Here is a 23,828-nt window from a genome sequence, read left to right on the forward strand (position 1 = left end):
GCATGCCTATGGTGTTACTAAACAACTCCCAAGCGTTTTTTTAGATGCCTTTGAAACAAAGTAAATTTTTATTAAAAAGACTTCTTTTCACTTATTTAAATGAAAAGAAGGCTTTTTATATATTCTTTATTTTGTTTCATATATCTTATCAAAGGAGTATTTTATATATAGGAATTATAAATAGACTTAACAACGTGGATAGAGCAATCATAATAGCAGCATATTGGTAATCTGCATCGTAAGATTTAGACACTATAGCAGTAGTAGTCATTACTGGCATAGCTGCTTGAATAATAAATATATTTTTCATGATTTGAGGCAAAGGAATGAATTTACATATTAACACTACCAATAGTGGCGATATTATAAATCTTCCCAATAAAACGCCCCACATATCCTTATTAAAACGTATTCCTTTTAAATTTACATAATAAATTGTGTTACCTATAAATAACATAGATAAAGGGGTAGTTAAATTTCCGAAATATTTACAAGTATCCATTAGGAATGCAGGTACAGGAATAGCTAAAAGTATTAATATTATAGCTACTACAAATCCCATTAGAGGAGGTGAAAATATTCTTTTTAAAGTATCCGGTGATGCAAATTTATTAGATCCTCCATTCCCATCTTTACTTATTTCAAAAACACCTATAGTCCAAAAGAATGTAGTATTAACTATATAGTATATCAAAACATAAGGAACACATTTTGAACCAAATAGAGCTAAATTTACTGGCAATCCAATAAATATACTATTAGATACAAAGAACATAGATGCAAAGGAACCACGTCTATTTTTCGTAACATTAAAAACTTTTACAAAGGTCTTGCCAATTAAATAAGTAAGAGCTATTGAAATTATTGGAACTATAATACCCTTCCCTAAACTTAAAAGCTTTGCCCTGTCAAAATCCTTCATAAGATTGCTAATCATCAAAGCCGGTAACGCTACATTGATAACAATTTTTGCGAATAGCTTTGCACCGGACTTATCCATCCAATTTTTTTTCGTTAGCCACCATCCAATAGCTATCATTATAACAATACTAAATATACTACCAAAAGCATTTAAAAGTTCCATAAATACCCCCCTTTAATTGTCGTATTAATTATAATGATTTATTTCTTACCTATAGACTTTGTAGCAATAATATCTACGCCGAGACCCAACACATTGTTAATAATCACTTGTTCAATTTCTATAGGTGCATCAGCTTCTATATTCTTAATTTCTTTCATAACATCAAATATCCTGTTTTTAGGAATAGATGTTGTTGTCCTTACACTAACCAGTGGCATTTCTCCATTATTTACTTTAACTAATGATGAAATAGTTCTCTTAGGATTTTGTATTTCTTGCGTTGCATATGCTATTCCTTTTTTACAGGAAGCTCCAGTTACATTTTTGATAATGTTTTCTTCTAGTTCTAAAGTTAATTCACAACCATTAGGACAAACTATACATGTCATTTCTCTATTCATTGTGATACCACCACCTTAATGTTTTCTTCACTAATAATATCCTCTTTTTTTAATGTTAAGCGTATCATTTCTGCAGGATTCAATTTTTTAAAGTTCCTTGATTTAATCACTTTTTCGCCCTGCACAATTTCTATAACTCCATCTCTTGAAGGCCTACTAACCCTTAAAGTTACTTCTACATCTTGCTTCCCACTTATTTTTTGTGGAACTACATTATTAATAGTTTTATCTGTTGTTATTAAAATATGACTTTCATTTTGTTTTTCATTTCTTATATATTTTGCTGCTGCCCTAGCAAGATTTTCTCCTTCATCAGATACAAAATCCACTAAATCATGCACATGAAGCACGTTGCCGGCTGCATAAATTCCTTCTACATTAGTTTGTAAATTTTCGTCCACAATAGGTCCTTTAGTTCGTTCATCAATTTTTACTCCAGCTTTAAGAGATAACTCATTTTCAGGAATAAGACCAACAGATAGTATTAATGTATCACATTGATATTCTATTTCTGTGCCTGAAATAATTTGTCCATTCTTATCTAATTCACTCACTGTTACTGCTTGCAATCTTTCTTTTCCTTTGATGTTTGTTACCGTATGACCTAAATATAAGGGAATATTATAGTCATTTAAACATTGTTCTATATTTCTTGGCAATCCACTAGGATAAGGTAGTTTTTCTATTACGGCCAATACTTTTGCTCCTTCTAGTGTAAGTCTCCTTGCCATTATAAGTCCGATATCTCCAGAACCTAGTATAACAATTCTTTTTCCAACCATAATATTTTTTAGGTTCATATAGCTTTGAACTACTCCAGCAGTAAATACACCTGCAGGTCTTGTCCCAGGTATGCTTATAGCTCCTCTTGTTCTTTCTCTACAACCCATGGTGAGCACCACTACTTTAGCTTTATATTTTTTTAGCCCTTCCCTTGTAACTGCTGTAACCTCCTTGTTATTTGTAATATTTATTACAGTCGCTCCTGTTTGTAATTCAATATTCGCTTTTTTTACCTGTTCTACAAATCTAGCCGCATATTCAGGACCGCTAAGCGCCTGCTTAAATCTTTGTAAACCAAAACCATCATGAATACATTGTTTTAATATTCCACCAAGCTTTTCTTCTCTTTCTAATATTAAAACATCTTCTATACCTTCTTCTTTTAGTTTTAGAGCTGCTGCAAGCCCAGCTGGGCCACCACCAATTATAACTGCTTCCTTTTGAATTACTTCCATTGTCTTACCTCCCCAGAAAACATTTTTCCATTTTCTCTTAAATAAGTTATTTCAGCTACTTTTTTATTTTTTTCTTTCATAATTATTTCTGCAATTCTAGTTTGACAATATCCACCTTGGCATCTTCCCATCATAGATCTTGTTCTATATTTAATGCCTGTTAATGTATCTACTCCTAATGGATTTCTTATTGCTTGTATAATTTCTGCTTTTGTAACGTTCTCACATCTACAAATAATTTCTCCATAATCTGAATTTTCTTTTATAAGTGCATCTTGTTTTTCTTCAGATTGTTCTATAAACTTTACTACTGCATTTCTTATAGGATTAAATTTTTTATTTTCTTTTAAATTCTCCTTGTTCTTAATTTTTTCTACTACATATTCTGCAATTGGGACTGCTGAAGTGAGTCCTGGCGATTCAATTCCAATTAAGTTAATTACATTAGGGATTTCCTTTCTTTCTTCTATTACAAAATCTGCATATCCACCTTTTTCTTTACTAACAAGCTTTGGTCTAATTCCTGTGAAATTTCTAATAAAATGTTCTCTTTTAATTTGAGGCAATATTTTTGTGCCTTCTTTTATAAGCATGTCCATAACATCCTCAGTTGATGAATAGTTATCATTTTCATCTATATACTGAGCACTTGGTCCGATAAATATATTGCCATGAATTGAAGGCGTAAGATGTACACCAAGACCTCCCTCTTTCTTATTAGGAACTGGATAGGCTGGAATTTCAAGAAACTTGCCTATGCTTTGATCAAGAATAAAATATTCTCCTCTACATGGATATATTGTATAATCTGTAACACCAACCAGACCTGCTATTTTATCAGAATTTAATCCAGCACTATTAATTACCCATCTACTATAATAAGTTTCTCCATTTTTTGTAGTAATTTTATAACAACTTTCTTTTTTTTCAATGTTAATTACTTCTCTACCTAAATAAAAATCCACACCATTTTGGCAAGCATTTTCTGCTAATGCAATTGTATATATAAATGGATCCAATACACCTGTCATTGGAGAATATAAAGCTGCTGTCCCTTCTACATTAGGTGCTAATTCTTTAATTTTTTCACGACCTACAATTTCAAGACCTGGAACTCCATTTTTTTCTCCTAGTGCTTTTAAATCTTTTAATCCTTCCATATCTTCTTCACTAAAGCCTATTACAAGTTTCCCCGTTCTTTTAAAGGGTATATCTAATTCTTTTGCAACTTTATCAAATCCTAAGCATCCTTGTACACAAAATTTTGCCATAAGTGTTCCAGGTTTGCTGTTAAATCCTGCATGAAGCACTCCACTGTTCCTACCACTTGTCTCACATACTACATCTAGTTCTTTCTCTAATACACCTATATTAATTTCATATTTTGAAAGTTCCCTTGCAATTGCACTACCAACTACTCCTGATCCGATAACGATTACATCATATTGCTGCTTTTTCAATTACATCACCCCTTACTCTATTTTCAATAATATAAATATTTAAGTTTTCATATTAAGTTGATTGAGTATACTAAATTACCTCAATACTATTCTAACTATTTATAAATATATTGTCAATAAATCCTTTCAATATTTAACCAATTATGTCTAACCCTGTTATTAATAAAAGAAAAACCCTCAAACTAATTAAATAGTCTGAGGGAATTTAATATTAACAATAGGTTGATCCTACTATATTTTAAGAATCTTTTCAAGCTGTATTTGCATCTCATTCTTTGCGCATTTAGTTTTATGAAGTACTGGTCTTGTTTCTAAATCTTTTATCCCTACTGGAATATCGACCTTTGTTATTTTACTAAGTTCCACTATTAATTCAAAGTCATTTAGCCCTGTGTATTTTGCATCTATTGATTTCATAACATCTGGCGTAAATTTATATGGGCTTGCCGTCGACACAATAACTGTCTTCGCACTATCCTTTGATTCTTTTAAATATTTTTGATAAACCGCATAGGAAACTGCAGTATGTGTATCAATTACATAATTAGTAGTTTTATAAACCTCAGTTATTGCCTTTGCCGTATCCTCCTCACTTGCATAGCCTCCAAAGAAATCCTTTAGCCCTTTTTTCATATCATCATCAATCTCATATTTACCATCTTTTTTAAGCTTATTCATAAGGTCTTTTATCTTACTTGAATCTTCCCCACTTATAGCATATAAAAGTCTTTCAAGGTTACTTGAAATCAATATATCCATTGAAGGGGACATAGTAATTACAAAATCCCTTACCCTATCATATGTGCCTGTATTTATAAAATCAAATAATACTTTATTTTCATTTGAAGCACAAATTAGCTTTTTAATTGGTAATCCCATTTTCTTTGCATAGTATCCTGCCAATATATCGCCAAAATTACCAGTAGGAACACAGAAATTTATCTCTTCCCCTATTTTTATGTCTCCCATATTACAAAGCTGAGCATATGCATAGAAATAATATACAACCTGTGGTATTAGTCTTCCAATATTTATTGAATTAGCTGATGAGAACATTTTATTATTTTCTTCTAATCTATTGAGAAGGCCCTCATCTGTAAGCATCTGTTTAACTCCATTTTGTGCATCATCAAAGTTTCCATCAATTCCTATTACAAAAGTATTATCCCCAGATTGCGTTAACATCTGCCTTTTTTGAATCTCACTAACACCTTCCTGTGGGAAAAAGACTATTATCTTTGTGCCTTCTACATTTGCAAAACCTTCTAGTGCTGCTTTGCCTGTATCACCAGATGTGGCCGTAAGAATAACCATTTCTTTATCAATGTTTAACTTCTTTACTGCATTTTTTAAAAGATAAGGTAATATTGATAAAGCCATATCTTTAAATGCTAAAGTTGGTCCATGGTATAATTCTAAAAAATATAATCCACCATTCTTTGAAATCGGCGCAATAGCTGACACATCAAACTTTTCATCATAAGCCATATCTATAGACTCTAATAAATCCTTTTCATCGTAATCAGTTAAAAATTCTTTCATTATAGTAAATGCTAATTCTTTATAATTCATATGACATAATTCAGCAAGTCCTATAGTTAACTTTGGTATTGATGTTGGTACAAAAAGTCCCCCATCCTCGCTTAGTCCTCTTGCAATAGCTTCTGCGGATTTTACTTCTTTTTCATTTCCGCGAGTACTCTTATAATATATTTGTTTCATAAATTTTTTTCCCCCTATATACTACCTTTTATAAAGTAATCCATTAACTTATATCCTTCCGGAAAATATAGTCCTGTCTCTTTAGCCGCGAATTCATTATAAGAGCCATTTAGGTTGTCCTTTTCTTTATTACTTTCATATATTAAAAACGGAACCGGCTCTCCTGTATGAGTCCTAAGTACGAGTGGTGTAAGATGATCTGGGAGTATTATCATTTTATAATCTTCACCAGTTCTATCCATTTCATCTTTTATAACCTTTACTATTTGATTGTCTATGTACTCTATGGCTTTATATTTATTTTCTATTTCACATCTATGTCCACATTCATCTGGAGCTTCAACATGAATATAAACAAAATCATTCCCCTTTGCCATTTCGCCTAGAGCGGCCTCTGCTTTACCTTTAAAATTAGTATTAATATTTCCAGTAGCCCCTTCTACATCAATAATGTCCATCCCTGCACACATTCCTATTCCTTTTATTAAATCAACAGCAGAAATTACTGAGCCTTTTAAATTATATTTTTTATAAAAGCTAGATAAGAGCGGTTTCTTTCCTTCACCCCAGATCCATATTGAATTAGCTGGCTTTAGTCCCCTTGCTACTCTCTTTTTATTTATATCATGCCCTGATAAAAATTCGAAACTTTTTTTCATCATTTCTTCAAATATTTCACTACCAAGTCCTTTAGGCATATAATCCTTTACCTTTTTATCTAGAATGTCATGTGGTGGTGTAAGTTTCCAAGAGTATGGTCCGTTATCCCATATCATAAGATGCCTATAGCCAATACCTGGATAAAACTTTATTGCCTCAGCGTTTAAATACTCACTTAATTCTTTTATTAATATTCCTGCCTCTTGCGTTGTAATTTCATCAGAACTATGGTCAATCATAGTTTTTTCCTCATAGGGCTGGTCATCAGATACCGTTACCAAATTACATCTAAATGTTACATCTGTATCTAACATTTGGACTCCCATGCTTGCTGCTTCAAATGGTGAACGTCCACTATAGTACACAAATGGATCATATCCCAAAACAGCCATGTTTGCTGTATCGCTGCCTGCCGGCATACCCTCTGGCACAGTTTTCGCTAATCCTTGAGTGCCGTGCTTTGCCATATAATCTATAGTAGGCGTATTAGCGTATTGAAGAGGTGTTTTGTCGTTAAGTTCCTTCACAGGATAATCTGCCATTCCATCTCCTAGTACTACAATATATTTCATATTAATACTCCTTTTTATTATTATTTATTATATGTATTAACCATAAGCATCTGACTATCATTCTTTATACTACTATACGTAAAAAAGAGCTTTATCAAATTATTGTTTTTTATTGTAACTCATATAAAATCAAATGTCAATGCAAACATACATTTCATAAATATTCATAAAATATATTATATTTGCAATTATTGTATTTATACTTTATTCTAAAAGTAAAACTGATTGGAGCGTACTATGGTAATTGATAAACAAGAAGTATTAAGATATTTGGGCTATAAAAATCAAATTATTAATAAGAGTATAATTGATTTAGTTGATGAATGTTGCGGTGAGATTATTGACATATGTAAAGAAAATTTTGTATATGAAATTTTTGATATTGAAAGAAAAAATGATCAGATTTTCCTCTTGGGTAGTACGTTAGTTTTAAAAGATGCAGATATAATAAATCTCCTAGTAAATTCAAGAAAATGTGTGGTTATGGCCGCAACATTAGGGATAAATGTGGATAGTAGAATATCTTACTATTCAAGATTTAATATTACAAAGGGTTTAATTATGGACGCCTGTGCAACCACCGCAATAGAAACCTTATGTAATGAGTTGCAAGATGAGATTATGAAAAATGCCTTAATAGATAATTTGCATATTACAACTAGATACAGCCCTGGATATGGAGACTTCTCTATTGATAATGGGTCAGAAATATTAAATGTTTTAGATGCTTATAAAAAAATAGGACTATCTATTACTGAAAATAGTATCATGATACCAAGAAAATCGGTAACAGCACTTATAGGTCTTAGTGAAGTTGCAAGTTTAAAATCAATTGACAAATTACAAAAATGTAAAATTTGTAAAAATAAAAATTGTGAATTCAGAAAGGATGGTAGATATTGTGTGTAGAAAAATAAACTTTAATAATTTTTTATTATTTGATGGAGCTATGGGAACAATGCTGCAAAAATACGGAATTAAGATGGGTGAATTACCAGAAAGCTATAATATATTGCACCCAGAAATCATTGAAAAAATACATGGAGAATACTTAGATGCAGGAAGTGACGTTATTACCACAAATACATTTGGTGCCAATAGTTATAAGCTTAAAGACACGCAATATACCGTTGAAGGTATTGTTGGAAGTGCTGTGAGAATTGCAAGAAAAGCGGCTGGTGATAATCTTGTTGCACTTGATATTGGCCCTATTGGTCAATTAATGGAGCCACTTGGAACATTATCATTCAATAATGCATATGAGGCTTTTGCAGAGCAGATTAAAATTGGCTCTAGGGAAGGCGCTGATATAATTCTTATTGAGACAATGTCAGATATTTATGAAGCAAAGGCTGCCATTCTTGCGGCAAAAGAAAATAGTTCTCTTCCAATAGTATGTACAATGTCGTATCAAGGTGACGAGCGCACATTAACGGGAACAGACCCAATAACTATGGTGAACGTACTTCAAGGTCTTGGAGTAGATGCAATTGGGGTAAATTGTTCTTTAGGACCAAATGAAATGCTTCCAATAATAACAAAAATACTTAAGTACTCAAGTATTCCTGTTATAGTCCAACCTAATGCAGGTCTTCCTAAACTTGTAAATGGAGACGCAGTTTTCGATGTTCAGGCCCATGAATTTGCGCAGTATGCAAAAATTATGGCAGAAATGGGTGTTACGATTTTCGGTGGATGCTGTGGTACCGCTTGCGAGCATATAACAGCTATAAAGGCTGAACTTAAAAAATTAAAGCCTGTACGCCGTGATGTTAAAAGAATAACGGCAGTAAGTTCCCCCTCTTTAACAGTAGTCCTTGGAGGACAAATAAAAATTATCGGTGAGCGAATAAATCCTACAGGCAAAAAGAAACTTAAAGAGGCTTTAAAAAATAATAATATGGACTATATACTCTATGAAGCTATTAATCAAAGAGATGCAGGAGCAGATATACTAGATGTAAATGTGGGACTTCCTGAAATCGACGAGCATGAGGTTATGATACGAACAATAAAAGAACTACAAAGCGTAATAAATCTTCCCCTTCAAATTGATAGTGTTAGATGTGACGTAATTGAGTCAGCAGTGAGAATATATAACGGAAAACCACTAATAAACTCTGTTAATGGTAAAGACGAAGTAATGGCTTCCATATTTCCAATTGTTAAAAAATATGGTGCATGTGTAATAGGTTTAACTATTGACAAGGATGGCATTCCAAAAACGGCTGAAGGCAGGCTTAAAATAGCCCAGAAAATTGTACAAAAGGCTGAAGAGTACGGAATAGATAAATCAGATATTATAATAGATTGTCTTGTTTTAACTGCATCAGCGCAGCAAAGTGAAATTAAAGAGACAATTCGAGCAGTTGAACTTGTTAAATCTAATCTAGGAGTTAAAACTACTCTTGGAGTAAGCAATGTATCATTTGGTTTACCACAAAGAGAACTATTAAATAGAACGTTCCTTGCTGCAGCATTAACCGCTGGCCTTGATGCACCAATACTCAATCCTCTATCCCCCGATATGATGGCGACTATTAATGCATTTAATGTTTTATGGAATAAAGATAAAGCTTCAAAAAAATATATAGATGCTTATTCATCCTTTGAAGGAAAACCAGTTGGTAAAGAAGTTGTAAATGCTAAAGATTTAAATCAAACTATTATTGATGGTTTGAAAGAAGAATCTTCGAAAATAACAAAAGAACTTTTGAAAACTATGTCAGAACTTGAAGTTGTAAACAAATATCTAATTCCATCACTTGATATTGTGGGCCAAAAATATGAAAGCGGAGAAATATTTCTTCCTCAATTATTACAATCTGCAGAAGCAGTAAAGAAATCTTTTGAGGTAATCAAAGAAAGAATGATGGCAAGCACGGATAAAAAACTTAGCAAAGGTACAATTGTGCTTGCAACTGTTAAAGGAGATATACACGATATAGGAAAAAACATAGTGAAAATCCTACTCGAAAACTATGGATTTGAGGTAATTGACCTTGGTAAAGATGTACACGAGGATATAGTTGTTAATGCAGTTCGCAGCGGAAACATTAAATTAGTTGGTTTAAGTGCACTTATGACCACAACAGTTAGGAGCATGGGTGAAACAATAAAAGCACTTAGAGACAATAACTTGGATTGCACTGTTCTTGTTGGAGGCGCTGTCTTAAATGAAGAGTATTCAAAAATGATAGGAGCAGATTATTATGCAAAAGATGCAACTCAAACTGTAAAATTTGCGAGAAAATTATTCAAGTGTGAATAAGAGTGCATCCTATGAACTTTCGACCGCGTGACTCGAAATAAGAGCTTGAAACGTGAAATTCCATTAAGAAATTCTAATCTTTTGCAAATATTAAATTCTCTGACGCTCACATTCGGCTTACGGCCGGTTCACTAGCCTGACTTCCTGTCAGGCTCACGAGTATTTAATATTGGCAAAACAAGAATTTCTAAATGGAATTTCAATGTTTCTGCGCTTCTTATTTCGAGTCACTCTGGTCGATAGTTCATACCATTATGCATATCTATATTCAATGTCGGGACCCTTGCTCGACCCTGGAAGGAAATCGAAGGACGAAAAAATCCATTAAATTGTTGATTGTTTTTATTCTATTAATTAAATGATTCTATTCTTATTATACTTTCTATTTTGTTTACATTTTCTAGTTCTTTTATTTTTTCTAATGAATTTCGTATATTCTTTTCTTCACTCTTATGTGTAATAAATGCCAATATTACATAATTTTCAAGCATTACATCTTGAGTAACTGATACGATGCTAACATTGTTATTTCCAAAAATTTTTGCTGTATCTCCTAAAACTCCTGCCTTATCTTTAACGTTAAGTCTGATATAGAATTCTGATTCATTTTCTTCTGATTTTTTCACTCTTTTAAAATCACCTTCGTCACTTAGGGCCCTTGCATCAGAAGGCTTCACATTGTTTCTTAATATGGATATTATATCACCTACAACTGCACTCCCAGTTGGTAAATCTCCAGCGCCTTTTCCATATAGCATTAATTCTCCAACTGCATTTCCTTTTATCATAATCGCATTAAATGCATCGGCTACATTTGCCATTGGGTGGCTCGAAGGTATCATTGTTGGATGTACTCTTAACTCTAATTTATTATTTTCTTCTTTAGCTATTGCTAAAAGCTTTATTGTATAACCAAATTTTTTAGCATATTCTATATCTATATCACTAATACTTCTTATTCCTTCTCTGTAAATACAATCGTGATCTACCTTAGTTCCAAATGCTAGAGAAGACATTATCGCAAGCTTATATACAGCATCAAAGCTATCAACATCAGAGGTTGGATCTGCTTCAGCATAACCCTTTTCTTGAGCCTCTTTTAGTGCCTCATCAAAACTAATTCCATCCATTGTCATTTTGCTTAATATGTAATTAGTTGTTCCATTTATAATTCCAATTATCTGTTCAATCCTATTGGCTGTAAGACTCTCATTTATTTCACGTATTATTGGAATTCCACCAGCCACACTTGCTTCATAATAAAATAATACGTTTTCTTCCTCTGCTGTTTTAAATAACTCTTCGCTCCAGTTCGCGATAACTAATTTGTTAGCAGTTACAATATGTTTTTTAGCTTTCATTGCGCGTATCATATACTCCTTAGCTTCTTTTCTTCCACCAATAAGTTCAACCACAATTTTTATACTTTCATCATTTATAATATCATCAATACTATCTGTTAATATTTCCTTAGGTACATCTATATCTCTTTTTTTATTTATATCTTTTACGAGTATTTTAGCAACTTCTATTTCATAATTTGAACGTTTCATTATTTCTTTTCTATTTTCGTGAAGTATTTTCCATACACCTGTCCCAACATTTCCAAAACCTAAAATCGCTATTTTTACCTTTTCCATATTAATTTCCCCCTTTTAAATTGTCTCTTGCGGCTCTTAAATATTATTTCTTATCCACAGGTAATTATTAATTTTCAAATGCTTTATAAACTGCCCTAATTGCATTTTCAAGATCCTCATTTTCTATACCAATAATTATGCTTAACTCACTTGACCCTTGATTGATCATTCTAATATTTATATCATATTTTGATAATGCGCTAAGTACTTTAGCAGATATCCCCTTCGTTCTTATAATACCCTCTCCAACCACTGACATTAAAGCCATATTTGGGTGAATTATTAGTGAATCTGGACTACATTGATTTTCAATTTCTTCTAATATTTCATCAATTTTATTCTCTAATTCAGAATCGTCAATTACCAATGAAATTGAATCTATCCCAGATGGGATATGCTCAAAAGATACATTATTACTTTCTAGAATTGAAAGAATCCTGCGACGATATCCTATATCTTTGTTCATAAGTGTCTTTTCCATTGCTATTACTGTAAAATCTTTTTTTCCTGCTATCCCTGTAATGTTTCCAACTTTAATTTCTGATTTATTACTTAAAATAAAGGTTCCATTATCTGTTGGCTTATTAGTATTTTTTATGTTTATTGCGATTCCATGATTTTTAACTGGAAAAACTGCCTCTTCATGAAAAACATTTGCACCCATATATGAAAGTTCCCTAAGTTCTTTATATGTTACCTCTTCAATAAGTTTGGGATTATTAACAATACTAGGATCCGCCATTAAGAGACCTGACACATCTGTCCAGTTTTCATATAGCTTCGCACCTACACCTCTAGCAATTATTGCCCCGGTAATGTCTGAACCACCTCTTGAAAAGGTTCTTATTTCACCATCTTTGGAAGAACCATAAAATCCTGGAATTACCGCTTTTTCTACTTTTGATAACCTAGTCTTTACGGCATCGTAGGTTGCCTTTTCATCCAATCGTCCACTTTTCTTTAAAAAAATAATCTCAGCAGCATCAATAAATTCGTACCCCAAATATTCGGCTAATATTAAAGCATTAAAATATTCTCCCCTACTTGCTACAAATTCTTCTGAAGCTCCATTAATTATTTTTTCTTTAAGTTCTCTTAAATGTTTTGACATATCAATAGAAATCTTTAATTCACTACATAAAACAGTATATCTTTCTTCAATTAATTTAAATAATTCATCAAATGGTAGTGATTTTTTTACATGCTCATGGCACAAATATAAAAGATCTGTAATCTTATAATCACCTTTATTTCTTTTCCCGGGAGCTGATGGCACAACATAACGCCGCCTAACATCCGACAAGACAATATCTTTTACTTTTTGAAATTGTTTACTATCGCATACTGAACTCCCACCAAATTTTGCAACTATAACCTCCATAATTTTTACCCCCTAAATGTCTTAACTTAAAAAAACTTATGAATTCCAACTTACAGAAGGCACCCATATAAATTACCTTTTATAAAAAAATCTATTAACCCATATCCTGCAGAGCTGAAATATTCACTTATATTCCTTTCAGAAAATATCGCCCTGTTTCCTGTACTATGAATTAATGGTAATTTAGTGTTGAATTAATTATACTCGTTTTTTACAAAATGTCACCTGATTTTCGACATATTTATGCCACATAATCTATTTTTTTTAAATAATAAAAGCTGTGAAGTTATAACTTCACAGCTTTTATTATTATTTTGATTATAAAACTACATACAATTACTGGATATGGAATTCTTCAAATCCATTCCTCCTTGGGTTAGTACTCTTTATTTCTAATATGATAAATCTAAAAAATAATATAATAAACATTAGTTAATGTTAATGATATGAACGTTTTAAGTGAAACTATCTAAAACCTATATAATGAAAATTAGTTAATGTTTAATATTAATTTTTGACGAATTTTTGACGAAGCCACGTAATGAATTACTATCATTACGTGGCTTTTTATGTATTTATAAAAATGCAACAGCCTTTAATGTTTTGTATATATGGTTAATAACTTCTTCCTGTTTCACATTCATAATTTTCAATTTTTTATTTTCCACTTCTAATACAGCGTTTTTTTCTTTTAATTTTGTTATTGCATCATTATTTGTCATTTGTTATCCCCCTAAGTATTCATAAAACATAGCATTTTATTTGCATCAAGCAAAGAACAGTTGTTCGTAATTTTACTTGCAAATAGTAATATTTTTCTTATTTTTTTAAATTTTAAAGTTTTTATTATTATTTACCACATATTCATTATAAATCCAAAATGTGTCGAGCGCCTCGACACTTTCGACAATTTCACAGCAAATTATTACAAAAAATAACAAAACACCCTACTTTTCAGCAGAATGTTTCCTTAAAACTAACTCAATAGCCTCATCCAAAAGCTTTGATATTGGTATCCGGGTTTGTTTAGATAATTCTCTCAATCCTTCATTTAGTTTTTTATCTACTGAACTTCCCAGTCTAACCCTGTGTACTAACATACCATCACCTCTTAATAAATTATATAAGGAACATAATATGCAAACAAGACTCACAAGGTTATGTCACTTACCATAACTTACCTGTATACACCGATACCACTATATTTATATAATTAAAACATGGAAATGTACACACTAAAGATAAAATGTATTAGAAAGGCTAAAAGAATGACGCAGAAACAACTCGCCAAAAAAATAGGCATAAGCAGAAACTTTTTAAGTGAAATTGAAAATAATAAATGGGATATTAAGGTGGGTTTATTAATAAGAATAAGCAAAACCCTTAATGTGGTCCCTAGTAAATTGATAAAATATAAATAAGAGTTAATAAGGCTCTTATTTATTGGTGGTGGATTTATTTTAAAATATCTCCCTGTTAATTTCAATTCTAATACAATTTACGTAAATACCCCTTATAGATATTACCTATAATAATCATATGGTCTTAAGCTGAGTATTTTTGATAATAACATAGAAAGAGGATATATCGTTATACTATATCCTCTTAATTGGTGGTGGTAATTGTGTTATCCCTGCCCAATATCCATCTTCATACGCTAATAAATTCAACGCATTATGTCTCTTTAAATGTAGTAAGTCTTCCAGTTCATATCCTTTATCAACAAACTCTTCTTTCATAGCATTAAAGTTTTTCTTGTTGCTACCAGCTATAAATGTATAACTACAGAGCGCACTTTTCATTTCATTTTGAATTACTGGAATTTGTGCGAGATGGTGACAACTTAAAATAATTTTAATTCTGTGCCTAGCTATTTGGCTTAATATACTAGTCAAATATATTTCACAATTTTTCACCTGGTATAACTCATCAATCAGGATCACTGTCTGAGTTAGATTTTCTGTTTCTACATCATTAAATCTTTTTTGTAGCGCTGCCCACATCTTAACCATCCAGTAACACACGAATATATCTTTTTCCGCATTGGTTCCAAACATATCAGTGCTCATCCTTATACAAATTAATTTGCCACCTTGCATAGCATCAATTAAATTTATATTATCCTTACAATCTTTCTTAAGCATTTTTTCAATGTATGCATTTTCTTTCAGGCGATGTATCCGGCTAAGTATTGCAGAGGTGCTTCCCATCTTGGTTCCAATAACTTCTCCTTTATTATCTGCACTTTTGCCTATTTCGTCAATCTCAAGTAATTCCTCCACATATTCCTCCATAGTATCATCAAGCTCCGTAGGGATACTATCAATATATTTATGTCTTAGTACATGGTCTTTTATAATTTTGAATACATCATTTACAGGACCATTACTCACAAATACTACAAGTGCAGCAAACTCTAAATATCTTTCCATTCTGCCCTCTAAATCTGACTCACCCGAGTTAATTAAATTAATTAACTCTTTTAATTTAGCAGATTTTTTCTTAGCACAAATATATCTAGCCTCTATACTTTCATCACGAGGTACTATTTCATTGAAGCCAAATCCCTGTACATTCTTAAGGTCATTACAATCTATATTAATAATTTTGTCAGCTGGAATAACTTTTGCAAGTGCATCTGACAACTCACATTTACCACAAAAATCAGGTAGAATTACACTTCTTCCATTCTCCATTACATCTCTTACTATATTAGCTATATATGTGGTTTTACCACTCCTATTAGGCCCACAAATACACATTATAGTGTTCTTAAGTTCTTCATCCTCCGTTTGATAAACCTTAGAAGGTATGCCCTTATACCTATTTATTCCGGCTCTTATAATCCCAGTCTGTAGTTGTTCAGGAACCTTAGTTTCTAATGCGTCAATTTTTTCAATTATTTTATGTTGGGTTAACAATTCTTTGCCTGGAAGTTCTAAGAAATTTTGGCATTCTTCAATGCTACATTTATTTTCTTCACATCCTGCAATTTTGAAATCATTTACGTAAAATACATTCTTAGGCTTAATCTTTTTATATATTAGTTTATTATCATCCCCTATTGTACTAAAGCTCTCGCATACTCCTATCGCTGTATTGTTTTGCCTACGCTTATCCTCACTTTCAGATATAACTAATATTTGTGTATTTATTACTGTTGAATCTTTTTTACTTATAGTGTCCCTAGTTGGTTTCTTTACATCTTCTAAAATCAAACTGCTCATAGCGACTTCTGCTAATGTTAAAGTTGTGTTTTTAGGTTCACTACCAAGAAAATCACCAAGAGTATCCATAAAATCTTGAACCAAATTTATCAGTATCATGGCTCCGGTTTTTAATATATAGGTGATATTAAATTTTTCCTTATCTATAAACTCATTCTTTTTTATTTTATCCATTGTCCTTTGATATTCTTGTCTCCATCCCTTTTGTTGTACTGGTATGAAGTTGTAGAATATCCCTACTCTATCCCCTTCCTCTAGTACATCTAATACATTTAAAATACCATTTAAAGGCTCATTACATTTCTTATCCAAATTAAGGCTCATAGCATCTTCTTTAGCATATTTTAATTGGTATTTAACAGCCTCCCGAGAAAAGGGATTAATTTCAGCGGCAATTGTAATTGCTGCCTTGGGCCAGGTATTCGTAATTTTTTCTTTTATCAAAGTTAGATGGCGCTCTGGTACTATAAAATAAAAACTAACATCATTTTTCTTAATATCTATAAAAAAACTAACTTTTGATGGCATTTCAAACTTCCATTTTAATTTTTTTTCTTCTTTTTGAATACGTTGAGTTATAGTCCTATATGTGTAATGCATTGCCTTTGATATTGTACTGGAATTATAATTTCTTATGCTCGTATCTGGAACAATTTTGAGAGTCACATAAACAGGATTAATAATCTCAATATATTTTGATAATTTCATGCTTATCATAGCAAATTCGCTCCCCAGTTTATTATTTGGATTAAAGTATAACCAACTATACTTCCAACAACATATTGCATGCCCTTTTTATAACCAATAATATAAAATATCAAACCAGTAATCCCAATTGCAGATGCTACATAAAAACTTGCTCCAGCTAAACCATTTACAATCAATATTGGATGAGTTACCCAAGTAATAATTTTGTCGGTGGCATTAAAAAAGTGTTCAGCTTTATCCATAAAAGAAATTTTAGTTGTATCAAATATAGGTTTCTTAAGTGTATTTGAAGCATCATATATATTTTTAACTATTGGTACTTTTTCAATTGAAACTGCTAATAATTTATTTAATAACATAATATTACCTCCCTTTATTGGAATATGCCTTTAATCATATCTAAAAATGCTGGGAATAAATAAAGTGAAGCAAATCCCATACCGAACCGCATCATTATTTTAGGAATACTTTTTGTATCACCCTCCATAAGAGCTTTTAAAACTGCAACTGCGCAACCTATTGCGCATATAAACCACCCAAACATTTGTATAATGCCATATATTTTGTTACCAACCATGGGTAATGTTTTTAAAGGATCCTTACTAGCTGCCATAACTGCAATATCATTTAAATACAGTAAACTACCTAGCAAAAACACAGCTGCCCTTTTAGTCCTGGTATTACCATTTATTTTAGTCGCAATCAATTCCATATCCTCAGCATGTTTTTTGCTTAAACTTTTAAATTCATGATTAACTATAGTTTTATTATTTTTAATAATTAATAGTTCCATTGATTCCCTCCGTATAATTGATTGGATATTGGTTAAACTATATTAAATTAATAGAGAGGACGTGAGTTCATGTTTTTATTCGCATTTGGTGCAGGTATGATCGTTGCAGTAGATTTAATTCAAGCTTTCATGTAGTTTGTTAATATCGTGTTAACAAATAGTTAATATAGTGTGAAAAGTAGCACCTTTCAAATGTTAGATGAATAAGCTAACTTGAGGCTGTGTAGCGAGAGCAAGCAGTAAGGGTTTGCGACATGATACAAGTATCGCCATTATGAAATGGACTATTTTCGCTCAGAAAATGGTCTTTTTTATTAGAAATCCATATTTATTAACTCCATTTTCTTAACTTTTAAGTTCTTATTTTCTTCTTTAGATATTTCATTTCCTTTAACAGTTCTCAGTATATCTTTTATAAAACCACTTAAATTACTGTGGCCTTTAATCCACACATAGAGTTCCATATCTTCTTGATTATCTTTAAAACTTAAAGCTATTGGTTTCACTGCCATGACATTTCACCTACCCTTTTGAATCCTATTGCATTTGCAAATATGGGATTTTCAGCCACAAATGAATTCGCATATCTCTTCTTAAAAGCCTTTTCAAATAATTTATAGCCTCCACCAACTAATATTATTTTTTCAGTTCTTGCCGGAAACTTCATACTCAGCTCATCATTAATTTTATTAAAATTTCTTTTCAGTATATCAGTGACAAAAGTTAGATCAGTTCTGGCCCCATCTATCTCAAAATACCCTTTATCTAATATCCTTTCTGCCATTGGTATATCTAAATCTAAGCTATATAAGGAGTTCAATTTATCTTCTATGTCTTTATAGATACCAATTGTTCCAACCACGGTAGTAGTAGATTCCTTTAACTTTCCATCTGCGATATAAGCTATATCGGTTGTTCTCCCTCCTATATCAACTATAATTACATCATCACTTATATCAAGCGAGTAATATGCTCCTAAAGCTTCAGGATATACTGCAAAATCAGTAATTATAATTTTTCTCTTTTCTCCATTAAGCTTTATTTCTCTTACCCTATCACTAAGTACTAAGTCAATCAGAGACTCTTTGTTAGTCTTATATTGATTAATAGGTAAACCACAAACTACTTGCTGAAACACATCATCATTGGAACCGTTTAATGCTATGCCCGCTAGTAACAAAGGTAAAAAGTTATTTTTACTGCTTTTGTTTAATTCTGTTTCAAAATTCCCCTCTCCTATATAGAAGCGTTTTCCCTCATATTCCAAACAAATCTTTGATCCTAAAATATTTTCCTCTGTAGTTACTAAGCTTTTAATATTAGTATTTGGAAATTCTTTTAAACTATAATTGCCAACATCTATTCCTCTTTTCATTACTTCCTCCATTTAATTTATATATTGCAAAGTTTTTAGTAGTTTTTCTAATTCCTTAATATATATTATGTCTATATTCCTAAAATGTTTCCTACTTTATAGAAATAAATTTATATTTTTACTAATTTTTATGTAAAAAAATATGGTACTACTCTGAGTACCATATTTCTTCGAGTTTTCTATTTAATTTTTTTGCAATATCAAAAGCTTTACCTAGAGGTGGATTATTACTTCCATTCTCCCACTGTGAATAGGTGCTTATTGGAACACCTAGAATCTTTACAAATTCACTAGAGCTCATCAAATATTCTCTCATTCTAATTTCCTTAAGTCTATTTTTAACACCCAAATATAATCACCCTCTTTAGTATCTTATGAGTTATATTCTGCACATGTTAAATTATTCCTTTATTTTGATGGATGTAGTGAATAAAATTTGAAAAATAGTCTATAATTTAAATATCCTTTTATTTTAGTAATAAAAAAACAATACCTCACTGGGATCCCCCTGGGTGTAGTATTGTTATTTATCGATAATCTAAGATCTAAATGTCAAAATAAATAACACCTCGGTGTAACAGCCGAGGTTAATTTTATTCCCATAAATCTTCAGTTAATCTTTCAACTTCTCTACGCCTTTTTTCAGTTTCTCCTATATCAATAGTAATTATGTTATTATTGATCCTAAGTACATCTCCTTCTTTAGCATCGGAAGGAATCTTATCTTTAGGTATATCCATCATAGTTCTATCCTCTTTTTCACACACTGTATAAGCTCCTTCAAATCTATCAATAATTACTTTCATAAATTCCTCCTATTGTGGTGGTCCACATTTAGAACATGGACTATAACTAGCTTTAGCTCCTTCTAACGTAACCTGTCTAGCTTTACTTGGATTCATCTTACCACAATTATTTATTGAGTGATATTTGTTCCCTGTCGCAGATAACCAAACCATTCCACCACTATTGGTTTGCTCTGGAGCTGTTTCTTGAACTGGTTCCTTTACTGCTTCTTTAACCGGTACAGGTGCAACTACTTTTTTATTACTTACACTTTCACTATTATTATTAGTTGCTGCCTTTTCTTTAGCTCCATTATAACTACCTGGTTTTACATTGAAACTAACATCTTTACCATTTGATGTAGCAATTATAGTACCATTTTCATCTGTTCTATATACCGCTATGTTTTTATTTTTAAATTTATCCATTGTTGATTGTACAGGATGACCATAATCATTTCCTTTTCCAACACTTATAACGGCATATTTGGGGCTGACATTATCTAAAAATCCTTGTGTCGTTGAACTATTGCTACCATGATGGCCTACTTTAAGTACATCTGATTTAAGGTCATAATTTTTTGATAACATTTCTTTTTCCGATACATCCTCTGCATCTCCAGTAAATAAGAATGAGTTATTTCCAAAAGTTACTTTAATAACTATTGAGTCATTATTAGTATCTTTATATCCAGTTCCATTAGGAGCTAATATAGTGCATGTCGCTTCCCCTAATTTAAAACTTTCTCCTGGAGTTGGTGCTGAAGCTTTTAATCCTTTGGCTGTAATAGCATTGACTACATCTTTAAATGTTTTAGTAGTTGATATAGCTTTTGGCATATAGACTTTTCCTATTTTAAAACTATTTATTACATAATCAAGTCCGCCAATATGGTCTTCATGGGGATGCGTTCCAACTAGAAAATCTAAATTAGTAATCCCTTGATCGGTTATGTACTTTTTAACTAACTCACTATCAGCATTGTTCCCAGCATCTATTAACATAAAGCTCGAGCCCTGTTGTATTAAAATACTATCTGCCTGACCTACATCTATGTAATGCACTTTCATTTCTCCATTTTCTTCCACTTTAATCTTGGCCTCGGCATCAGCTTTTGCTTTCATCTTTGCAGCTGCATCATCTATAATCTTTTGGGCCACAGTTGCCTTTTCACTAGCTTCCTTTTCAGCCTTAGCTTTTGCAACAGATTCTTTTTTAATTTCTTCTTGAGTTTTCGTCTTTACTTCAGGAGTTATTTTACTAGTTGCAATCTCTTTTGTCGAACTTGCAGTTATGTTTTTAGAAATTTCGTGATCTAATTTTGCCCCCATACTAAACATTATTATGCCTGCAACGAGCGTTAACACTACCACTTTGTTTCTATTCTTTATGAGACTTAGAATAGCAAATCCTATAAATGGGATGGATGTCATTATTAAAAATGCACCTATTCCAGCTACCATCATAAGTAAACAAAATATATAATATATTATTGCAACTATCTTTTTCCATTTCTTATCTGTCCTAAATCCAGGTATGTATTTGAAAATATCTTTCATTGATTTTAGTCCCCCCTTATATTTAAATTCCTATAGAATCATACCATATCAACCATAATCACACAATTACTTAAAATTCCTTTTATTGTTGGAATTCTCTTTATAAAACTATATATAATATACTCCCAAAAACGTGTAATATATTTAAAGCTCCATAAAATATTAAGCATCCATTAATGATAATATTTGACTGGTATAGCTGTTTTTCTGTAGCATCTTTCATTCTTTGGTATACCCAAAACAATAGTACAAATGGGATTACTACCTTAATTAATATGCTTAGTAATTGACTATTGTTTACAAATGGTGCCATGACAGAATTGATTTCTAAGAACATACCTGTGTTGATTAGAAAAATTGTAAATATAATATCTGTTACATTTAATATGTACACTGCAATTAACTTCTTCCTTATTAGTCCCAAATCTCTAGTTTTTAGTACGTATTTTATAAAAGACATCGCCATCACCTCTATTTAGAAGTATTGGCCATGTCCGTATGTTTTAAACCTAGTTTGAGTATGAAATTCAGCATCTAACAAAATCGATTAAATCTTAAACAATATCCACTTACAAGTATTGAGTTCATATTTAAGTTCATATCTTTTCTCACTATCCCCAATTAGGCTTTGACAGGCAAATACAATCATTAAATTACCTGCAAACTTCTCCTGTGTTCTAGTAATTACTTTATCTACTTTAATTACTTGTAAAGATTCATCTTCCCTCACAATTCTTAGCCTCAAAGGGGTAATGCTCCCTTTAGTATCCATTACAGATATAACTTCAATTGGTTTTGCTACAATTTTCATATTACCCCTCCAAAACATATGTTCTTATTAATATTATACAACATATTACTTAAATTGGAAGGGGTAAAGTTTTCCTTTAATCTTAAGGTTTTAAAAATATAGTTTTAAGCGCTTGCAAAATAAATATGATTGTATAATCTACACCTTTGTCCAATAGGTTTTGTTTCGCTGCTGAAATAAAGTCACTTTGTAAATCATTTGAGTTTTCTTTAATATGTTCAAGTTCCTTTTGGATTAAAAGCAAACTGCATTCTTCTACGTTGTTACCAAATTCTATGGAATTTATAAGTCCACCAAGTTTTTGAATAATCTCTTTATTGTCTTTATTTACACATTGCATAAGAAATAATATTAGTTTTTGCGTTTCGTTGCTTTCGCACTGAAGTTTTAAACTCCGCTTATCTCTTTCTTCCTTTTCTTTTCTTTTTTGCTCAATGCTTTGTAGTCTTCTTTCGGATTCTTTATCTACTACAGTTATTGGAGCTGCCGGGTAAAATCCAAGTGATCTAGTTAATGTATTCTTATCAACTTTAGGTAAAGTTTTCAATAGGTTTGTATCAAATTCATATAAATTATCCATAATCATACTACCTCCACATATATAGGTAAATTCTATAAGAAAATGTAAATCCCTTTAAATTGAATACTCATTCCAAATTAAAAAATTTAAAAAAATAAAATCCAGTGCTATTGTTGTAGCACTGGATTTTATACATGCAATTACTTATTTTACTTTTCGTATATATTATTGCCATACTACAATTTCTTATACAGAAATGGGAAAAGCGCCATGAGCTACTATTTGCAACCCATGACTTTTCTACATTCTATTAACAACATGTTCTTTTCGAATTTATCCTGATCCTGTCAGACATTGCCTTTCGTATTACAAACGAAACCTTACTATTAGTATTCGTGAATGTAGTCTTTTGCTTAGCTAATATAATTCCAATTTCATCAATTAACTTACCAAAACACTCATCTGCAAATGAATTCGATATCACGTCTATTCCTTGGAAATCAAAAACAATTTTTTCTTGAGAACTTATATTAGATATAACATTTCTTCTTATTTCCGAACCAAGTTTCCTTGTGCCTAATGATTCTCCAAAGTTACTGAAATTTAATATCATTGTATCC

General features: G+C 31.4%; 25 protein-coding genes. 3 read left to right on the top strand and 22 right to left on the bottom strand.

Annotated elements, in window-relative coordinates:
* Nucleotides 1-148 precede the first annotated feature (148 nt).
* From ACWJJ2_RS08025 to ACWJJ2_RS08050, 6 genes are all read right to left on the bottom strand, one after another.
* Nucleotides 149-1,084, bottom strand: a complete 936-nt coding sequence (locus ACWJJ2_RS08025; protein WP_165413204.1) for an AEC family transporter — start codon at nt 1,082-1,084, stop codon at nt 149-151.
* Between the two features lie 38 nt (nt 1,085-1,122).
* Nucleotides 1,123-1,485: a DUF1667 domain-containing protein gene (locus tag ACWJJ2_RS08030; RefSeq protein ID WP_462954167.1), complete on the bottom strand. Its 363-nt coding sequence runs from the start codon at nt 1,483-1,485 to the stop codon at nt 1,123-1,125.
* Nucleotides 1,482-2,723, bottom strand: coding sequence for an NAD(P)/FAD-dependent oxidoreductase (locus ACWJJ2_RS08035; protein WP_462954168.1), 1,242 nt, complete (start codon nt 2,721-2,723; stop codon nt 1,482-1,484). The genes ACWJJ2_RS08030 and ACWJJ2_RS08035 overlap by 4 nt, the downstream gene beginning before the upstream one ends.
* Nucleotides 2,714-4,183: an NAD(P)/FAD-dependent oxidoreductase gene (locus ACWJJ2_RS08040; RefSeq protein ID WP_220320016.1), complete on the bottom strand. Its 1,470-nt coding sequence runs from the start codon at nt 4,181-4,183 to the stop codon at nt 2,714-2,716. The genes ACWJJ2_RS08035 and ACWJJ2_RS08040 overlap by 10 nt, the downstream gene beginning before the upstream one ends.
* 231 nt (nt 4,184-4,414) lie before the next feature.
* The gene (gene thrC, locus ACWJJ2_RS08045; protein ID WP_462954169.1) at nt 4,415-5,905 is read right to left on the bottom strand and encodes a threonine synthase; all 1,491 of its coding nucleotides are present in this window, start codon (nt 5,903-5,905) and stop codon (nt 4,415-4,417) included.
* Nucleotides 5,906-5,919: 14 nt separating this feature from the next.
* Nucleotides 5,920-7,137 carry a cofactor-independent phosphoglycerate mutase gene (locus ACWJJ2_RS08050; RefSeq protein ID WP_216302872.1) on the bottom strand — a complete coding sequence of 406 codons (1,218 nt, stop codon included), beginning with the start codon at nt 7,135-7,137 and terminating at the stop codon, nt 5,920-5,922.
* Nucleotides 7,138-7,374: 237 nt separating this feature from the next.
* Between ACWJJ2_RS08050 and ACWJJ2_RS08055 the strand changes: the two genes are divergently transcribed.
* The gene (locus tag ACWJJ2_RS08055; RefSeq protein ID WP_216302873.1) at nt 7,375-8,046 is read left to right on the top strand and encodes a vitamin B12 dependent-methionine synthase activation domain-containing protein; all 672 of its coding nucleotides are present in this window, start codon (nt 7,375-7,377) and stop codon (nt 8,044-8,046) included.
* Nucleotides 8,027-10,408, top strand: coding sequence for a homocysteine S-methyltransferase family protein (locus ACWJJ2_RS08060; protein WP_462954326.1), 2,382 nt, complete (start codon nt 8,027-8,029; stop codon nt 10,406-10,408). Before ACWJJ2_RS08055 ends, ACWJJ2_RS08060 begins: the two co-directional genes overlap by 20 nt.
* A 350-nt stretch (nt 10,409-10,758) precedes the next feature.
* On the opposite strand, the gene ACWJJ2_RS08065 is transcribed toward ACWJJ2_RS08060, so the two are convergent.
* The 4 genes from ACWJJ2_RS08065 to ACWJJ2_RS08080 all read right to left on the bottom strand — a co-directional run bounded on the left by ACWJJ2_RS08065 (nt 10,759) and on the right by ACWJJ2_RS08080 (nt 14,529).
* Nucleotides 10,759-12,048 (bottom strand): homoserine dehydrogenase, encoded by a 1,290-nt coding sequence (locus ACWJJ2_RS08065; protein ID WP_462954170.1) that lies wholly within the window; start codon nt 12,046-12,048, stop codon nt 10,759-10,761.
* Nucleotides 12,049-12,115: 67 nt separating this feature from the next.
* Entirely contained in the window at nt 12,116-13,429 is a 1,314-nt protein-coding gene (locus ACWJJ2_RS08070) for an aspartate kinase (RefSeq protein ID WP_165414486.1), read from the bottom strand.
* A gap of 575 nt (nt 13,430-14,004) precedes the next feature.
* On the bottom strand, nt 14,005-14,151 hold the full coding sequence (locus ACWJJ2_RS08075) for a hypothetical protein (RefSeq protein WP_462954171.1): 147 nt from the start codon (nt 14,149-14,151) through the stop codon (nt 14,005-14,007).
* Nucleotides 14,152-14,376: 225 nt separating this feature from the next.
* A complete protein-coding gene (locus ACWJJ2_RS08080; RefSeq protein WP_462954172.1) occupies nt 14,377-14,529 on the bottom strand; it encodes a ribbon-helix-helix domain-containing protein in 153 nt (50 codons plus the stop codon).
* 168 nt (nt 14,530-14,697) lie between these two features.
* Between ACWJJ2_RS08080 and ACWJJ2_RS08085 the strand changes: the two genes are divergently transcribed.
* Nucleotides 14,698-14,850 (top strand): helix-turn-helix domain-containing protein, encoded by a 153-nt coding sequence (locus ACWJJ2_RS08085; RefSeq protein WP_462954327.1) that lies wholly within the window; start codon nt 14,698-14,700, stop codon nt 14,848-14,850.
* Between the two features lie 174 nt (nt 14,851-15,024).
* On the opposite strand, the gene ACWJJ2_RS08090 is transcribed toward ACWJJ2_RS08085, so the two are convergent.
* From ACWJJ2_RS08090 to ACWJJ2_RS08145, 12 genes are all read right to left on the bottom strand, one after another.
* Nucleotides 15,025-17,373 (bottom strand): hypothetical protein, encoded by a 2,349-nt coding sequence (locus ACWJJ2_RS08090; RefSeq protein WP_462954173.1) that lies wholly within the window; start codon nt 17,371-17,373, stop codon nt 15,025-15,027.
* Complete coding sequence (locus ACWJJ2_RS08095; RefSeq protein ID WP_462954174.1) at nt 17,370-17,723, bottom strand: hypothetical protein; 354 nt, start codon at nt 17,721-17,723, stop codon at nt 17,370-17,372. The genes ACWJJ2_RS08090 and ACWJJ2_RS08095 overlap by 4 nt, the downstream gene beginning before the upstream one ends.
* Before the next feature lie 14 nt (nt 17,724-17,737).
* Nucleotides 17,738-18,157: a hypothetical protein gene (locus ACWJJ2_RS08100; RefSeq protein WP_462954175.1), complete on the bottom strand. Its 420-nt coding sequence runs from the start codon at nt 18,155-18,157 to the stop codon at nt 17,738-17,740.
* 314 nt (nt 18,158-18,471) lie between these two features.
* The gene (locus ACWJJ2_RS08105; protein WP_462954176.1) at nt 18,472-18,669 is read right to left on the bottom strand and encodes a hypothetical protein; all 198 of its coding nucleotides are present in this window, start codon (nt 18,667-18,669) and stop codon (nt 18,472-18,474) included.
* Entirely contained in the window at nt 18,660-19,532 is an 873-nt protein-coding gene (locus tag ACWJJ2_RS08110; protein ID WP_462954177.1) for a ParM/StbA family protein, read from the bottom strand. The genes ACWJJ2_RS08105 and ACWJJ2_RS08110 overlap by 10 nt, the downstream gene beginning before the upstream one ends.
* Before the next feature lie 148 nt (nt 19,533-19,680).
* Nucleotides 19,681-19,881, bottom strand: coding sequence for a helix-turn-helix transcriptional regulator (locus tag ACWJJ2_RS08115; protein ID WP_462954178.1), 201 nt, complete (start codon nt 19,879-19,881; stop codon nt 19,681-19,683).
* Between the two features lie 244 nt (nt 19,882-20,125).
* A complete protein-coding gene (locus ACWJJ2_RS08120) occupies nt 20,126-20,338 on the bottom strand; it encodes a DUF3006 domain-containing protein (RefSeq protein WP_462954179.1) in 213 nt (70 codons plus the stop codon).
* A 9-nt stretch (nt 20,339-20,347) separates the two neighbouring features.
* Nucleotides 20,348-21,877: a ComEC/Rec2 family competence protein gene (locus tag ACWJJ2_RS08125; protein WP_462954180.1), complete on the bottom strand. Its 1,530-nt coding sequence runs from the start codon at nt 21,875-21,877 to the stop codon at nt 20,348-20,350.
* Between the two features lie 100 nt (nt 21,878-21,977).
* The gene (locus ACWJJ2_RS08130) at nt 21,978-22,337 is read right to left on the bottom strand and encodes a DUF5658 family protein (protein WP_462954181.1); all 360 of its coding nucleotides are present in this window, start codon (nt 22,335-22,337) and stop codon (nt 21,978-21,980) included.
* An 87-nt stretch (nt 22,338-22,424) separates the two neighbouring features.
* Entirely contained in the window at nt 22,425-22,688 is a 264-nt protein-coding gene (locus tag ACWJJ2_RS08135; RefSeq protein WP_462954182.1) for a hypothetical protein, read from the bottom strand.
* An 82-nt stretch (nt 22,689-22,770) separates the two neighbouring features.
* On the bottom strand, nt 22,771-23,268 hold the full coding sequence (locus tag ACWJJ2_RS08140) for a hypothetical protein (RefSeq protein ID WP_462954183.1): 498 nt from the start codon (nt 23,266-23,268) through the stop codon (nt 22,771-22,773).
* Between the two features lie 250 nt (nt 23,269-23,518).
* On the bottom strand, nt 23,519-23,821 hold the full coding sequence (locus ACWJJ2_RS08145) for an STAS-like domain-containing protein (protein WP_462954184.1): 303 nt from the start codon (nt 23,819-23,821) through the stop codon (nt 23,519-23,521).
* Nucleotides 23,822-23,828: the final 7 nt, after the last annotated feature.

The organism is Clostridium sp. CM039 (genome assembly GCF_055081075.1).

What these genes read in the sequence shown, in the direction of transcription:
- ACWJJ2_RS08050 (WP_216302872.1), bottom strand. Translation starts at nt 7,137, where the DNA reads ATGAAATATATTGTAGTACTAGGAGATGGAATGGCAGATTATCCTGTG.
- ACWJJ2_RS08085 (WP_462954327.1), top strand. Translation starts at nt 14,698, where the DNA reads ATGACGCAGAAACAACTCGCCAAAAAAATAGGCATAAGCAGAAACTTT.
- ACWJJ2_RS08090 (WP_462954173.1), bottom strand. Translation starts at nt 17,373, where the DNA reads ATGATAAGCATGAAATTATCAAAATATATTGAGATTATTAATCCTGTT.
- ACWJJ2_RS08125 (WP_462954180.1), bottom strand. Translation starts at nt 21,877, where the DNA reads ATGAAAGATATTTTCAAATACATACCTGGATTTAGGACAGATAAGAAA.
- ACWJJ2_RS08035 (WP_462954168.1), bottom strand. Translation starts at nt 2,723, where the DNA reads ATGGAAGTAATTCAAAAGGAAGCAGTTATAATTGGTGGTGGCCCAGCT.
- ACWJJ2_RS08105 (WP_462954176.1), bottom strand. Translation starts at nt 18,669, where the DNA reads ATGGCAGTGAAACCAATAGCTTTAAGTTTTAAAGATAATCAAGAAGAT.
- ACWJJ2_RS08070 (WP_165414486.1), bottom strand. Translation starts at nt 13,429, where the DNA reads ATGGAGGTTATAGTTGCAAAATTTGGTGGGAGTTCAGTATGCGATAGT.
- ACWJJ2_RS08095 (WP_462954174.1), bottom strand. Translation starts at nt 17,723, where the DNA reads ATGTTATTAAATAAATTATTAGCAGTTTCAATTGAAAAAGTACCAATA.
- thrC (WP_462954169.1), bottom strand. Translation starts at nt 5,905, where the DNA reads ATGAAACAAATATATTATAAGAGTACTCGCGGAAATGAAAAAGAAGTA.
- ACWJJ2_RS08075 (WP_462954171.1), bottom strand. Translation starts at nt 14,151, where the DNA reads ATGACAAATAATGATGCAATAACAAAATTAAAAGAAAAAAACGCTGTA.
- ACWJJ2_RS08100 (WP_462954175.1), bottom strand. Translation starts at nt 18,157, where the DNA reads ATGGAACTATTAATTATTAAAAATAATAAAACTATAGTTAATCATGAA.
- ACWJJ2_RS08060 (WP_462954326.1), top strand. Translation starts at nt 8,027, where the DNA reads ATGGTAGATATTGTGTGTAGAAAAATAAACTTTAATAATTTTTTATTA.
- ACWJJ2_RS08030 (WP_462954167.1), bottom strand. Translation starts at nt 1,485, where the DNA reads ATGAATAGAGAAATGACATGTATAGTTTGTCCTAATGGTTGTGAATTA.
- ACWJJ2_RS08130 (WP_462954181.1), bottom strand. Translation starts at nt 22,337, where the DNA reads ATGTCTTTTATAAAATACGTACTAAAAACTAGAGATTTGGGACTAATA.
- ACWJJ2_RS08140 (WP_462954183.1), bottom strand. Translation starts at nt 23,268, where the DNA reads ATGGATAATTTATATGAATTTGATACAAACCTATTGAAAACTTTACCT.
- ACWJJ2_RS08120 (WP_462954179.1), bottom strand. Translation starts at nt 20,338, where the DNA reads ATGAAAGTAATTATTGATAGATTTGAAGGAGCTTATACAGTGTGTGAA.
- ACWJJ2_RS08065 (WP_462954170.1), bottom strand. Translation starts at nt 12,048, where the DNA reads ATGGAAAAGGTAAAAATAGCGATTTTAGGTTTTGGAAATGTTGGGACA.
- ACWJJ2_RS08080 (WP_462954172.1), bottom strand. Translation starts at nt 14,529, where the DNA reads ATGTTAGTACACAGGGTTAGACTGGGAAGTTCAGTAGATAAAAAACTA.
- ACWJJ2_RS08135 (WP_462954182.1), bottom strand. Translation starts at nt 22,688, where the DNA reads ATGAAAATTGTAGCAAAACCAATTGAAGTTATATCTGTAATGGATACT.
- ACWJJ2_RS08025 (WP_165413204.1), bottom strand. Translation starts at nt 1,084, where the DNA reads ATGGAACTTTTAAATGCTTTTGGTAGTATATTTAGTATTGTTATAATG.
- ACWJJ2_RS08145 (WP_462954184.1), bottom strand. Translation starts at nt 23,821, where the DNA reads ATGATATTAAATTTCAGTAACTTTGGAGAATCATTAGGCACAAGGAAA.
- ACWJJ2_RS08110 (WP_462954177.1), bottom strand. Translation starts at nt 19,532, where the DNA reads ATGAAAAGAGGAATAGATGTTGGCAATTATAGTTTAAAAGAATTTCCA.
- ACWJJ2_RS08055 (WP_216302873.1), top strand. Translation starts at nt 7,375, where the DNA reads ATGGTAATTGATAAACAAGAAGTATTAAGATATTTGGGCTATAAAAAT.